Annotated in this window: 9 protein-coding genes; 6 read left to right on the forward strand and 3 right to left on the reverse strand. The window is 45.1% G+C overall.

The features are described from left to right. Nucleotides 1-276 precede the first annotated feature (276 nt). The 3 genes from QR722_RS04135 to QR722_RS04145 all read left to right on the forward strand — a co-directional run bounded on the left by QR722_RS04135 (nucleotide 277) and on the right by QR722_RS04145 (nucleotide 4,686). On the forward strand, nucleotides 277-1,302 hold the full coding sequence (locus QR722_RS04135; protein WP_286283064.1) for an IS110 family RNA-guided transposase: 1,026 nt from the start codon (nucleotides 277-279) through the stop codon (nucleotides 1,300-1,302). 666 nt (nucleotides 1,303-1,968) lie between these two features. Then, a complete protein-coding gene (locus QR722_RS04140; RefSeq protein ID WP_286283064.1) occupies nucleotides 1,969-2,994 on the forward strand; it encodes an IS110 family RNA-guided transposase in 1,026 nt (341 codons plus the stop codon). 666 nt (nucleotides 2,995-3,660) lie between these two features. Beyond that, nucleotides 3,661-4,686, forward strand: a complete 1,026-nt coding sequence (locus QR722_RS04145; RefSeq protein ID WP_286283064.1) for an IS110 family RNA-guided transposase — start codon at nucleotides 3,661-3,663, stop codon at nucleotides 4,684-4,686. A 522-nt stretch (nucleotides 4,687-5,208) separates the two neighbouring features. Here QR722_RS04145 and QR722_RS04150 read toward each other — a convergent pair. The 3 genes from QR722_RS04150 to QR722_RS04160 form a co-directional block, all read right to left on the reverse strand. Next, nucleotides 5,209-6,414, reverse strand: coding sequence for a tetratricopeptide repeat protein (locus QR722_RS04150; RefSeq protein WP_286285526.1), 1,206 nt, complete (start codon nucleotides 6,412-6,414; stop codon nucleotides 5,209-5,211). Nucleotides 6,415-6,425: 11 nt separating this feature from the next. Then, nucleotides 6,426-7,991: an amidohydrolase family protein gene (locus tag QR722_RS04155; RefSeq protein ID WP_286285528.1), complete on the reverse strand. Its 1,566-nt coding sequence runs from the start codon at nucleotides 7,989-7,991 to the stop codon at nucleotides 6,426-6,428. 95 nt (nucleotides 7,992-8,086) lie between these two features. Further along, entirely contained in the window at nucleotides 8,087-8,935 is an 849-nt protein-coding gene (locus tag QR722_RS04160; protein WP_286285531.1) for a LysR family transcriptional regulator, read from the reverse strand. Between the two features lie 148 nt (nucleotides 8,936-9,083). On the opposite strand from QR722_RS04160, the gene gcvT reads away from it, so the two are divergent. From gcvT to gcvP, 3 genes are all read left to right on the forward strand, one after another. Beyond that, nucleotides 9,084-10,163 (forward strand): glycine cleavage system aminomethyltransferase GcvT, encoded by a 1,080-nt coding sequence (gcvT, locus tag QR722_RS04165; RefSeq protein ID WP_286285533.1) that lies wholly within the window; start codon nucleotides 9,084-9,086, stop codon nucleotides 10,161-10,163. Between the two features lie 39 nt (nucleotides 10,164-10,202). Further along, nucleotides 10,203-10,592, forward strand: coding sequence for a glycine cleavage system protein GcvH (gene gcvH / locus QR722_RS04170; protein ID WP_286285535.1), 390 nt, complete (start codon nucleotides 10,203-10,205; stop codon nucleotides 10,590-10,592). 137 nt (nucleotides 10,593-10,729) lie between these two features. Beyond that, entirely contained in the window at nucleotides 10,730-13,627 is a 2,898-nt protein-coding gene (gene gcvP, locus QR722_RS04175) for an aminomethyl-transferring glycine dehydrogenase (protein ID WP_286285537.1), read from the forward strand. Nucleotides 13,628-13,743 lie beyond the last annotated feature (116 nt).

Consider the following 13,743-nt stretch of genomic DNA (forward strand, 5'->3'; position numbering starts at 1 on the left):
TAAACCTCGGTTAACATCGTTGTAAAGGCCCAAATAACCTCAACTTAAGCAACGCTTGTTTTTGCCACTCCCACTCAGATTCGCACTGCAATTTTAGCGTGGACAATTTTAGCGTGGACCAATTTTAGCGTGGACAGCCACTCTTATTATTTTAACTTGGCGGATCAAATGGAGATAATCTAAAGGTGGGTGATGAGATGGACGCTCCCCAATACGGCGTCAATGCGCCAAAATAGTAGTTCTTAAACAAGACTATTTACATAGGGAACGTCCAATATGAAGCTTAAAACAATTACCATCGATTTGGCAAAGACTGTATTTCAAGTGTGCGGAGTAAATGAACATATTAAACCGCAATTTAATAAGAAATTAAAACGGACTGAGCTACTTGATTTTATGCGCCAACAACCACCTACGTTGGTGGTGATGGAAGCCTGTTATTCATCGCATTACTGGGGGCGTGAAATTGCTAAATTAGGTCATGATACCAAGCTTATACCAGCCCAACATGTCACGCCTTTTGTGCGAGGCAACAAGAATGACCATAACGATGCTTTTGCCATAGCAGAAGCCAGCCAGCGCTCACATATCCGCTTTGTCCCCGTAAAATCTGAGCAACAGCAAGAAATTAATTGCTTGCATCGAATTCGAGAGCGCTTAATTAGAAACAAAACGGCCCTGAGTAACCAGATACGCGGGTTGTTAAGTGAATTTGGGGTAATATTTCCTTGTGGCCACGTGGCCTTGTGTGCAGGATTAGCCCAAGTAATTGATAGCGAACAACGCAGTAACCAGTTGAGAACCATGATGCGCGCGTTAAAGGCAGAATATGAAGACACACGCTCTCGCATCAAGGCCATTGAGCAGCAATTGCATCACTTTGTTAATAACAGTGAAAGTGGCAAAATATTGCTCAGCATCCCAGGGATTGGTTTCATTAATGCCTCAGCGTTTTTAGCCGCCATTGATAAAGGCCAGGCGTTTAATAATCCCAAAGAATTTGCCGTGTGGTTAGGGCTGACGCCTAAACAACACGCCTCAGGCAATATCAGTAAGATGGGCGGCATTACCAAACGCGGAGACCGTTATTTACGTAAACAACTGGTACATGGTGCGCGGTCTGTCGTGAGTCGTGCCGCGCAAAGAACTGATCCGTTATCACTGTGGGCCACTAAACTTCGCGTTACCAAGCCGTTTAATAAAGTGGCAGTCGCCGTCGCCCATCGTTTAGCACGTTTAATCTGGATATTGCTCACACGTCAGGAGCACTATCGCGTTACGTCCTCACAAGTGAGCGCATAACATGAATCACTTTACGTTATCCCTGTCGAGCTCAATTCCGTGTAGGACAAAGGCACCAAGCCTGTGTGGGTGTTGTGGAAGGCAAGACACGGGATAACACTTACTTTACCTACCCCGCTTAGTCATAAAATGATGAAGAAAACGGTCTACCTACCTCATCAAAGCCAGACTTAGACACGGATAACAATCCGACTGGGTGTTTTTAGGCGATAAGGTTCGGAGTTCATCAGAGGCCAGCGTTGATTAAACCAACGCTAATAAAGAGCCTGAATATATGTCAGAACTAAGCCATTTTAGACTGCCTTCAAGACAACAGACTAGCGGTAATAGAATAGTAAAAACGTAATTCGTGCAGAAAATCAGCACGAAGGGGCAATTAGTACGTTGACATCAGGGGAGCGTCCATATATGTCCACGTAATTAAACCTCGGTTAACATCGTTGTAAAGGCCCAAATAACCTCAACTTAAGCAACGCTTGTTTTTGCCACTCCCACTCAGATTCGCACTGCAATTTTAGCGTGGACAGCCACTCTTATTATTTTAACTTGGCGGATCAAATGGAGATAATCTAAAGGTGGGTGATGAGATGGACGCTCCCCAATACGGCGTCAATGCGCCAAAATAGTAGTTCTTAAACAAGACTATTTACATAGGGAACGTCCAATATGAAGCTTAAAACAATTACCATCGATTTGGCAAAGACTGTATTTCAAGTGTGCGGAGTAAATGAACATATTAAACCGCAATTTAATAAGAAATTAAAACGGACTGAGCTACTTGATTTTATGCGCCAACAACCACCTACGTTGGTGGTGATGGAAGCCTGTTATTCATCGCATTACTGGGGGCGTGAAATTGCTAAATTAGGTCATGATACCAAGCTTATACCAGCCCAACATGTCACGCCTTTTGTGCGAGGCAACAAGAATGACCATAACGATGCTTTTGCCATAGCAGAAGCCAGCCAGCGCTCACATATCCGCTTTGTCCCCGTAAAATCTGAGCAACAGCAAGAAATTAATTGCTTGCATCGAATTCGAGAGCGCTTAATTAGAAACAAAACGGCCCTGAGTAACCAGATACGCGGGTTGTTAAGTGAATTTGGGGTAATATTTCCTTGTGGCCACGTGGCCTTGTGTGCAGGATTAGCCCAAGTAATTGATAGCGAACAACGCAGTAACCAGTTGAGAACCATGATGCGCGCGTTAAAGGCAGAATATGAAGACACACGCTCTCGCATCAAGGCCATTGAGCAGCAATTGCATCACTTTGTTAATAACAGTGAAAGTGGCAAAATATTGCTCAGCATCCCAGGGATTGGTTTCATTAATGCCTCAGCGTTTTTAGCCGCCATTGATAAAGGCCAGGCGTTTAATAATCCCAAAGAATTTGCCGTGTGGTTAGGGCTGACGCCTAAACAACACGCCTCAGGCAATATCAGTAAGATGGGCGGCATTACCAAACGCGGAGACCGTTATTTACGTAAACAACTGGTACATGGTGCGCGGTCTGTCGTGAGTCGTGCCGCGCAAAGAACTGATCCGTTATCACTGTGGGCCACTAAACTTCGCGTTACCAAGCCGTTTAATAAAGTGGCAGTCGCCGTCGCCCATCGTTTAGCACGTTTAATCTGGATATTGCTCACACGTCAGGAGCACTATCGCGTTACGTCCTCACAAGTGAGCGCATAACATGAATCACTTTACGTTATCCCTGTCGAGCTCAATTCCGTGTAGGACAAAGGCACCAAGCCTGTGTGGGTGTTGTGGAAGGCAAGACACGGGATAACACTTACTTTACCTACCCCGCTTAGTCATAAAATGATGAAGAAAACGGTCTACCTACCTCATCAAAGCCAGACTTAGACACGGATAACAATCCGACTGGGTGTTTTTAGGCGATAAGGTTCGGAGTTCATCAGAGGCCAGCGTTGATTAAACCAACGCTAATAAAGAGCCTGAATATATGTCAGAACTAAGCCATTTTAGACTGCCTTCAAGACAACAGACTAGCGGTAATAGAATAGTAAAAACGTAATTCGTGCAGAAAATCAGCACGAAGGGGCAATTAGTACGTTGACATCAGGGGAGCGTCCATATATGTCCACGTAATTAAACCTCGGTTAACATCGTTGTAAAGGCCCAAATAACCTCAACTTAAGCAACGCTTGTTTTTGCCACTCCCACTCAGATTCGCACTGCAATTTTAGCGTGGACAGCCACTCTTATTATTTTAACTTGGCGGATCAAATGGAGATAATCTAAAGGTGGGTGATGAGATGGACGCTCCCCAATACGGCGTCAATGCGCCAAAATAGTAGTTCTTAAACAAGACTATTTACATAGGGAACGTCCAATATGAAGCTTAAAACAATTACCATCGATTTGGCAAAGACTGTATTTCAAGTGTGCGGAGTAAATGAACATATTAAACCGCAATTTAATAAGAAATTAAAACGGACTGAGCTACTTGATTTTATGCGCCAACAACCACCTACGTTGGTGGTGATGGAAGCCTGTTATTCATCGCATTACTGGGGGCGTGAAATTGCTAAATTAGGTCATGATACCAAGCTTATACCAGCCCAACATGTCACGCCTTTTGTGCGAGGCAACAAGAATGACCATAACGATGCTTTTGCCATAGCAGAAGCCAGCCAGCGCTCACATATCCGCTTTGTCCCCGTAAAATCTGAGCAACAGCAAGAAATTAATTGCTTGCATCGAATTCGAGAGCGCTTAATTAGAAACAAAACGGCCCTGAGTAACCAGATACGCGGGTTGTTAAGTGAATTTGGGGTAATATTTCCTTGTGGCCACGTGGCCTTGTGTGCAGGATTAGCCCAAGTAATTGATAGCGAACAACGCAGTAACCAGTTGAGAACCATGATGCGCGCGTTAAAGGCAGAATATGAAGACACACGCTCTCGCATCAAGGCCATTGAGCAGCAATTGCATCACTTTGTTAATAACAGTGAAAGTGGCAAAATATTGCTCAGCATCCCAGGGATTGGTTTCATTAATGCCTCAGCGTTTTTAGCCGCCATTGATAAAGGCCAGGCGTTTAATAATCCCAAAGAATTTGCCGTGTGGTTAGGGCTGACGCCTAAACAACACGCCTCAGGCAATATCAGTAAGATGGGCGGCATTACCAAACGCGGAGACCGTTATTTACGTAAACAACTGGTACATGGTGCGCGGTCTGTCGTGAGTCGTGCCGCGCAAAGAACTGATCCGTTATCACTGTGGGCCACTAAACTTCGCGTTACCAAGCCGTTTAATAAAGTGGCAGTCGCCGTCGCCCATCGTTTAGCACGTTTAATCTGGATATTGCTCACACGTCAGGAGCACTATCGCGTTACGTCCTCACAAGTGAGCGCATAACATGAATCACTTTACGTTATCCCTGTCGAGCTCAATTCCGTGTAGGACAAAGGCACCAAGCCTGTGTGGGTGTTGTGGAAGGCAAGACACGGGATAACACTTACTTTACCTACCCCGCTTAGTCATAAAATGATGAAGAAAACGGTCTACCTACCTCATCAAAGCCAGACTTAGACACGGATAACAATCCGACTGGGTGTTTTTAGGCGATAAGGTTCGGAGTTCATCAGAGGCCAGCGTTGATTAAACCAACGCTAATAAAGAGCCTGAATATATGTCAGAACTAAGCCATTTTAGACTGCCTTCAAGACAACAGACTAGCGGTAATAGAATAGTAAAAACGTAATTCGTGCAGAAAATCAGCACGAAGGGGCAATTAGTACGTTGACATCAGGGGAGCGTCCATATATGTCCACGTAATTGCACGTAATTGATCTAAAGGTGGGTGTCCACGTAATTGTGGCGCAAAAAAAGCCCTTATGGTTAATAAGGGCTTACTATCAGCAGTTGTAATATTTTTTGTTATGCACCGTCAGACTTGTTTTTTAACCACTGGTCGAACTCGTCTGATTGGATAAACTCTTTAAACATCTCTTCTTGGGCTAGACTTTCGCGGCTGAACTCATATCCTAGCTTTTGTTCTATTTGGCTTAAATTCGCCGCAACTGCAGCAAAATCTCTGCTCTCTAAATAAAGATAATTTAGCATCCAATAATTACCTTCGTAATCAGGCTCTGCATTAATACCTTTCTTCGAAGCGTTAATCGATAGGTCTATTTTGCCCATAGTGTGATGTACATTCGCAGCCAACTCATACAAATGACCATCAGGCCCGAAGCGTTCAATCACGTTATAGATAGAGCTGATGACCTTTTGAAAGTCTTCTTTGACAACATAATAATCAATCAGTAAAAATTGGGTAGAGGGGTCATTAGCAAAGTTATCAGCCAGCAGGGTTAGCTGTTTCATATATTCTTCATCACTGATACTTTGTGCCAGAACCACACCTAAATCGATGATCACGCGCTCTTTCTGCAGACTTTCAGGTAAAGATTTGAGTACTTGGAAGGCTTGTTCAAAATTTCCTGAGCGTCGAAGACTGCCTATTTGATTGAAACTTTCTAGGATGTCTTTATCAATCTTCTTTGAGCCAAGGACACGGCCCAAGAATGAATCGTCAGTATTAATCATCAGGCTGGTGGCTTGCGTTAAAGCATCTGTCATTAATTTGCCGGAAGTTGCCATATAGGTATCAACAATTTTTTGTTGCTCAGACAAGTACAAGATCAGATATTCAAGTCCGCCGTCTTGGTAACTTATCCTGATTAACGGGCGCTCAACTCCACCCTCATTCAGCATGCGCATGAATTGAGCATGAAAATTATCTTGGAACACCGAAGAGAACATGTTTTGTACCATCTTCGTTTGATTTTGCGGCTGGGTAAAACCGCTGACAAAATCATTGATATCTTGCTGCTTGCTCAGAACACGTGTTGCTATGCCAGTACCGATAGTATTTAAATCAATATACTGACTCAATTTAGTGAGATCCTGACGATTTAGAGCATCGACAAAATCTACTGCGGTTTGCATTGATTGTTGCTGAAAACTCACCTTCTGTTGTTGAGCTTCACTACCGCCCATTTGTTGCGCACTCAATGGTGCTGTAGATAAACAAAAACTCGCTAATAACAGGCTTACTGGAAACAATATTTTTGGGTACTTCATACTAATCTTCCTTAATTGGAGGCTTTGGCGCTATCCACCATTTTCTTCACATCATCTAATAGTTTCTTGGCATCGTAGACGATACCGTCTTTAACCGTATATTTAACCCCACCGGTGCGGGTGGGTTGATTGTTCTGGTCTAATTGATAATGACCTGTGCCGTATAGCACTTTAAAGTTGCGTAGCGGATTTTCTTCAACAATCACCAAATCAGCCTTTTTGCCAATGGTAATTGAACCTATTTGGTCGTCCATCCCCAGCGCTTGGGCCCCGTTTAAGGTTGCCGCTTGGATCACTTCCCAAGCATTGAACCCTGCCTCGCGCAACAACTCTAGCTCGCGAATATAGGCAAATCCATAAATTTTGTAAATGTAGCCCGCATCAGATCCGGTAGTCACTCGACCGCCGTGATTTTTGAAATCATTTAAAAACGCCATCCACTGACTAAAGTTATGTTTCCAATTTATTTCATCATCGGTAGTCCAGTCAAACCAATAAGAACCATGGGCATAACGGCTTGGCGTGAAGAAATCCCATAGTGTGGGTAGAGTGTATTCTTGGTGCCAGTCGGCGTTGCGCTCGCGCATTAAATCGCGGCTGGCCTCGTATATGGTTAAGGTGGGATTAATGGTGAAATCTAAATCAATTAACTCATCACGGACTTGTTGCCACTTTTCACTTCCAGGCTTAGCTGCCTGCTCCCATAATTTTCCTGCCTCGGCAAATCGATGCTGTTCATCATTGTAATTGTAGTCAGCGGGATAATTTTGCACGGTTTGGTTTTCAAACAGCGCTTCGGGCAAGCCGTACCAATGCTCCATAGTGGTTAAGCCTAAACGGGCAGAATCCAGAGCATTCATACTCATAACATTCAATTGAGCGTGGTGCATCATGGTGCCAAGCCCCCGTTTTTTCGCCTCATCTAAGGCCGCTTCCATGATCTCCGGCGTCGCGCCGAAAAACTTAATCCCTTTAGCGCCATCTTTGGCTGCTTGTTTTACCCATTTTCGCGCTTGCTCAGCTGTGGCAATGGGCTGTTCGCTACCCATGCCAAATCCAAGGTAAGGAATAATCCGCGGGGCAACAATCTGATTCGATTGACTGCGCTCAACATGGTCCGTGACCCAATCTAAGCCATTGAAACTGCCTGGTTCACGTACTGTAGTGATCCCGTGAGCCAGCCATAGTTTGAATACATATTCCGCTGGAATATCATCGGCGCTGCCGCCAATATGACCGTGCATGTCAATGAAACCAGGCAATACGTACATGCCTTGTAGGTCCATTTCTTGATCACCGGAACGGGCTTCAGGGCGGCCCTGCGATAAAATAGGCACACCGGGATGACCCACATTGACAATATTGGTGATACGGTCGTTTTCAATAATTATATCCACCGGACCACGGGTAGGAGCACCTAGCCCACTGACCATATTCACCCCGCGGAGGATCAAGCGTTTGTAGGGGCCTTGGCCTTCCTCAGCAGTACGCTCAGGTGCAGGAACACCGGGTTTAGCATCGACCGCGAGGCCGACAGCCAATAAACTACACAGTATTATGCGAATAACACGTTTCATCACAAACCTTCAATTTTGGTGAAATAGAGAATTGTTTTTAGACTATTACACTCAGCTAAAGATGCAAAGATATTTACAGTGGATAACTTGCAAACTTAGGCTTTCAATCGAGCCATAATGAACTGTGAGAGGGCAGCACTTATTTGTGGATGTTGGGTGTCTTGGTTAAATAGACAAATTTTAATTTTGCCTAAAACCGGTAAGGTTTTATGTCGAATGATATGCAAACTGTCAGGCACACTAGAACGGGCTAGGGCGGTGATCCCTAGCCCTTGCTGGATTGCCGCGATCAGTCCGTATAAATCAGCGTTGGTATAACTAATGCGCCACGCAGTAGTTTGTTGCTTGAGCTTTTCAATGACTCGGCTTCGATACACGCAACCATCGGGGGCCAAAACCAATGACACACTACTAGCGGATAGCGGCCGTAAATTATCTCCCACCCAAACCAATTCATCTTCGAGAACTAAATCTCCTTGGGTTTGTTGATTGGGATCTACAAGTGCCAAGACCAAATCAAAATCCTGACGTTTGTTGTCATCTAGCAGGTTACGACTCAGCGCCGAGGTAACTTCTAACGCCACATCGGGGTATTGCTTACTAAATTCACCGATAATACTGGGCAACAAAGTTGTGGCAAATTCGCTGGGAATACCTAAGCGTAAGCGGCCTCGTAACGAGGACTGCTCAAACTGGCGAAAAACATCATCATTGATATCTAACATGGATTTAGCTTGTGCTAACAAAATCCTACCGTCTTGATTAACCACCTGCCGTTGTCCAACTTTTTCAAACAGACGCCGACCTAGTTGTTCTTCTAGCTTCTTAATTTGCAAACTAATAGCTGGTTGGGAACGGCCCAATAGATCGCCCGCTTTAGCAAACCCACCTTGCTCCACCACAGTAACAAAGGTGCGTAGATTGTCCATCGACAGCTGTTTCATACGCTTACTTCCGCTAATTCGCATTAATATAGTTAATCTAACTAATTTAATACATTTGAAAAGTTAATGTAAGCATTTGAATTATCAATTTGTTCCAAACCCAGTGGCTTTCTATACTCTTAGCATCAAAAATTAAGGTGTCTTTGCAATGACCAATACAACAGTTCTTCACCCTAAGCATATCGAAGCCGGCGCAAAAATGGTTGATTTTCATGGCTGGGAAATGCCAATCAACTATGGTTCTCAAATCGAAGAGCATCACGCAGTACGCCAAGATGCGGGTATGTTTGATGTGTCGCATATGACCATTGTGGATGTCAAAGGCCCTCAAGCGAAAGGTTACTTGCGCACCTTACTGGCCAATGACGTGGCTAAATTAACTGAAAAAGGTAAGGCACTTTATAGCGGCATGTTGAATGACGACGGCGGCGTGGTGGACGATTTAATTGTTTACCATTTTGACGATACTGACTACCGCTTGGTGGTTAACTCAGCCACCCGTGAAAAAGACATGAACTGGTTAAATGGGGTTGCCTCCGGATTTGATGTAAGCATCACAGAACGTCCAGAGTTCGCCATGATCGCCGTGCAAGGCCCCAATGCTAAAGCCAAAGCGGCTCAATTATTTTCTGACGCGCAAAAAGAAGCGGTAGCGGGAATGAAACCGTTTTTCGGTGTGCAAGCTGAAGACTTGTTTATCGCCACTACGGGTTATACCGGTGAAGCGGGCTACGAAATCATGGTGCCTAACGAAGTAGCTGCTGATTTCTGGCAAAGATTACTGAACGCTGGCGTAGTGCCTTGCGGCCTAGGTGCTCGTGATACTTTGCGTTTAGAAGCTGGGATGAATTTATACGGGCAAGATATGGATGAAACCGTTTCTCCATTGGCAGCCAACATGGGCTGGACAATCACCTGGGAGCCGCAAGACAGAGTTTTCATGGGACGCAGCGCACTCGAAGCCCAAAAAGCAGCCGGTACCGACAAGCTAGTAGGTTTAGTGATGACCGACAAAGGCGTGCTCAGGGCAGGGCAAAAAGTCAAAGTGTCTGAAGGGGAAGGCGTGATCACATCAGGCACCTTTTCACCGACGTTAGGACACAGCATCGCGATGGCCAGAATTCCAGCCACTCAAGACACAACAGCTGAAGTTGAAATGCGCAAGAAGTGGGTTACAGTCAATATTGTAAAACCTAGCTTTGTTAGAAATGGCAAAAGCGTACTTTAATTCACTACCCAAATTCATTAATAATTATTAGGAAAAATTATGAGCACTATTCCATCTGAACTACGCTATGCATCCACCCACGAATGGGTCCGTAATGAAGGTGACGGTACCTTTACCGTTGGTATTACTGAGCACGCGCAAGAATTGCTAGGGGATATGGTATTTATTGAACTACCTGAAATTGACGACGCAGTAGTTGCGGGTGACGACGTGGCGGTAGCTGAGTCAGTCAAAGCGGCATCAGACGTGTACGCTCCAATTACCGGGACTATAGTTGCGATCAACGAAGATTTAGAAAACTCGCCAGAATTGGTTAACTCCGATGCTTTTGGTGAAGGATGGATGTTCCGCATCAAAGCTGACGACGTGACTGAAGTTGAAGGTTTGATGGATGCTGAAGGTTACGAAAACAGTATCGACGAAGACTAATACAGCAGGTTTTAAAGGGGCCAGCGATTATCGTTTGCCCCTGTTTTACAAATCAATATATCAATTTTCTCGACGCATATTTCCAAGTAGCTATTTTTAGCGACGATAAGTGAATCATTAAATTAAGGCAGTTAATCATGTCCAACGTACCATTTTCTCTTGCACAGCTTGAACAAAGCGAAGATTTCATCCGCCGTCACATTGGTCCAAGTGACGCTGAAATGAGCGAAATGCTTGAGTTTGTCGGAGCAGAATCATTGGATGATTTGATGAAGCAAACCGTGCCAGCAGGCATTCGTCTGCCAGAAGCGTTAACCGTGGGCGAAAGCGTTACCGAAGCCCAAGCGCTGGCAGAGCTAAAAACTATCGCGGCGAAGAATCAGATTAACCGCTCGTTTATCGGTATGGGTTACACAGATACCATTACACCTAATGTGATTTTGCGTAACGTATTGGAAAACCCAGGTTGGTATACCGCTTATACTCCTTATCAGCCAGAGATTGCCCAAGGCCGTCTGCAGGCGTTGTTAAACTTCCAGCAAGCCACTCTTGATTTAACGGGTATGGAGTTGGCGTCCGCTTCTTTACTCGATGAAGCCACCGCTGCGGCAGAAGCCATGGGCTTGGCCAAGCGTGTATCGAAAAACAAAAAGGCCAATGCCTATTTTGTTGCTGACGACGTGCATCCGCAAACTCTAGACGTAGTAAGAACCCGAGCTGAAATGTTTGGTTTTGAAATTATAGTGGGTAAAGATGTTGATGCCGACAAGCACGATATCTTTGGTGCTTTGTTGCAATACCCTGGCACCACAGGTGAAGTGAAAGACTTGACCGATATCATCGCAGACTTGCACAGCAATAAAGCTATAGTGGCAGTATGCGCCGATATTATGAGCTTGGTGTTATTGAAATCACCCGGCGAAATGGGCGCTGATGTAGTGCTTGGTTCGGCTCAACGCTTTGGTGTTCCTATGGGCTATGGTGGTCCTCACGCAGCGTTTTTTGCTACTCGTGAAGCCTACAAACGCTCATTGCCTGGCCGCATTATCGGTGTGTCTAAAGATACCCGTGGGCGTCCTGCTTTGCGCATGGCGCTGCAAACTCGTGAGCAACATATTCGTCGTGAAAAAGCCAATTCTAACATTTGTACTGCGCAAGTATTACTGGCCAATATGGCTTCATTCTATGCGGTTTATCATGGTCCTGAAGGGTTAAAAACCATTGCCAGACGAATCAATCGTTTTGCCGATATCACGGCCACAGCCCTGAGCAAAAAAGGCTTCGTGCTTAAGCACAATAGCTGGTTTGACACCATTACCTTATTAGTTGATAACAAAGCTGCCATCATCGAAGCGGCAAAAGCTGCAGGTTTAAACCTGCGTGCCGATTTGGACGGTGCGGTAGGCATTACCTTTGATGAAACCACCACTCGTGCCGATGTGATGGCATTGATCGCAGTATTCTGTGGTGATGATCATGGCCTAAGCTTAGAGATGCTTGACGCAGAAGTGACCACTCAAGGCTCTAACTCACTGCCGAGTGATTTATTAAGAACCCAAGATATTCTGACCCATGAAGTGTTTAATTCGTATCATTCCGAAACTGAAATGTTGCGTTATATCAAATCCCTAGAAGACAAAGATTTGGCCCTCAATCACTCTATGATAAGCCTTGGCTCTTGCACCATGAAACTAAACGCAACGGCAGAGATGATCCCGGTTACTTGGCCTGAATTTGGTAAATTGCATCCCTTTGCGCCCATCGAACAGGCCCAAGGCTATAAAGAAATGATCGACGAGCTAAGTGATTGGTTAATCAACATCACCGGTTACGATGCGCTTTCTATGCAGCCTAACTCTGGTGCCCAAGGCGAATACGCAGGCTTGATCGCCATCAAACGTTACCATGAAAGTCGTGGCGAAGGGCATCGTGATGTATGTCTTATCCCTAGCTCTGCCCACGGGACTAACCCCGCGTCAGCACAAATGGTTAGCCTAAAAGTAGTGGTGGTAAATTGCGATAAAAACGGCAACGTTGATTTAGCCGATTTACGCAAGAAAGCTGCAGAAGTGGCAGACAACTTGTCATGCGCCATGATCACTTACCCGTCTACCCACGGCGTATATGAAGAAACCATTCAAGAGATGTGCGAAATAGTCCATGAATTTGGTGGCCAGGTTTATATGGATGGCGCCAACATGAACGCGCAGGTAGGCGTTACATCGCCAGGTTTGATTGGCGGTGACGTGTCTCACTTGAACTTGCATAAAACTTTTTGTATTCCACACGGTGGTGGCGGCCCAGGTATGGGACCAATCGGTGTAAAAAAACACCTCGAAGCCTTTTTACCCAACCATCAGGTAGTGGATACAGCTAATACCACAGCAGGTAACGGAGCGGTTTCAGCTGCTCCATGGGGCAGTGCGTCGATTTTGCCAATCAGCTATATGTACATCAAAATGATGGGCAGTGCAGGCCTGAAAAAAGCCACCGAAATGGCCATGTTAAACGCCAACTATATCGCCAATAAACTAGACGGCCATTTCGAAGTATTGTATCGCGGTCGCAACAACCGTGTTGCTCACGAATGCATTATCGACTTGCGTCCATTGAAAGAATCCTCAGGGGTAACTGAGATGGATGTCGCGAAACGCTTAAATGACTACGGATTCCACGCGCCAACCATGAGCTTCCCAGTAGCAGGTACGCTGATGATTGAACCAACTGAATCAGAAGCAAAAGCTGAGCTTGATCGCTTCATCGAAGCCATGATCAGTATCCGTCAAGAAATGGCTAAAGTGGAAAGCGGTGAGTGGGATGCAACAGACAACCCGCTACACAACGCACCACACACCCTTGACGATATTTGTGACAACGACTGGAATCGCAGCTACGACAGACAAACCGCCGCTTATCCAGTAGCAGCCGTAGCCAGAAACAAATTTTGGCCAAGCGTAAACCGCATCGACGACGTATACGGCGACCGCAACCTGATCTGCTCCTGCCCAAGCTTAGATTCGTATAGAGAGGATTAGGGTTTTGTAGTCTAGTATTTAAAAATTAGACATTTGTATTTAAAAATAGACAAACTTCGGTTTGTCTATTTTTTTGCCTAAAATAAAGTGCAGATAATCTTTTAGGAACTAATCTG

It is taken from the genome of Aliiglaciecola sp. LCG003, assembly GCF_030316135.1.
Taxonomy (GTDB): domain Bacteria; phylum Pseudomonadota; class Gammaproteobacteria; order Enterobacterales; family Alteromonadaceae; genus Aliiglaciecola.

Bases quoted from the DNA above. Each gene is read 5' to 3' on its own strand.
- QR722_RS04140 (WP_286283064.1), top strand. From the start codon at position 1,969: ATGAAGCTTAAAACAATTACCATCGATTTGGCAAAGACTGTATTTCAA.
- QR722_RS04150 (WP_286285526.1), bottom strand. From the start codon at position 6,414: ATGAAGTACCCAAAAATATTGTTTCCAGTAAGCCTGTTATTAGCGAGT.
- QR722_RS04155 (WP_286285528.1), bottom strand. From the start codon at position 7,991: ATGAAACGTGTTATTCGCATAATACTGTGTAGTTTATTGGCTGTCGGC.
- gcvP (WP_286285537.1), top strand. From the start codon at position 10,730: ATGTCCAACGTACCATTTTCTCTTGCACAGCTTGAACAAAGCGAAGAT.
- gcvH (WP_286285535.1), top strand. From the start codon at position 10,203: ATGAGCACTATTCCATCTGAACTACGCTATGCATCCACCCACGAATGG.
- QR722_RS04135 (WP_286283064.1), top strand. From the start codon at position 277: ATGAAGCTTAAAACAATTACCATCGATTTGGCAAAGACTGTATTTCAA.
- QR722_RS04160 (WP_286285531.1), bottom strand. From the start codon at position 8,935: ATGAAACAGCTGTCGATGGACAATCTACGCACCTTTGTTACTGTGGTG.
- gcvT (WP_286285533.1), top strand. From the start codon at position 9,084: ATGACCAATACAACAGTTCTTCACCCTAAGCATATCGAAGCCGGCGCA.
- QR722_RS04145 (WP_286283064.1), top strand. From the start codon at position 3,661: ATGAAGCTTAAAACAATTACCATCGATTTGGCAAAGACTGTATTTCAA.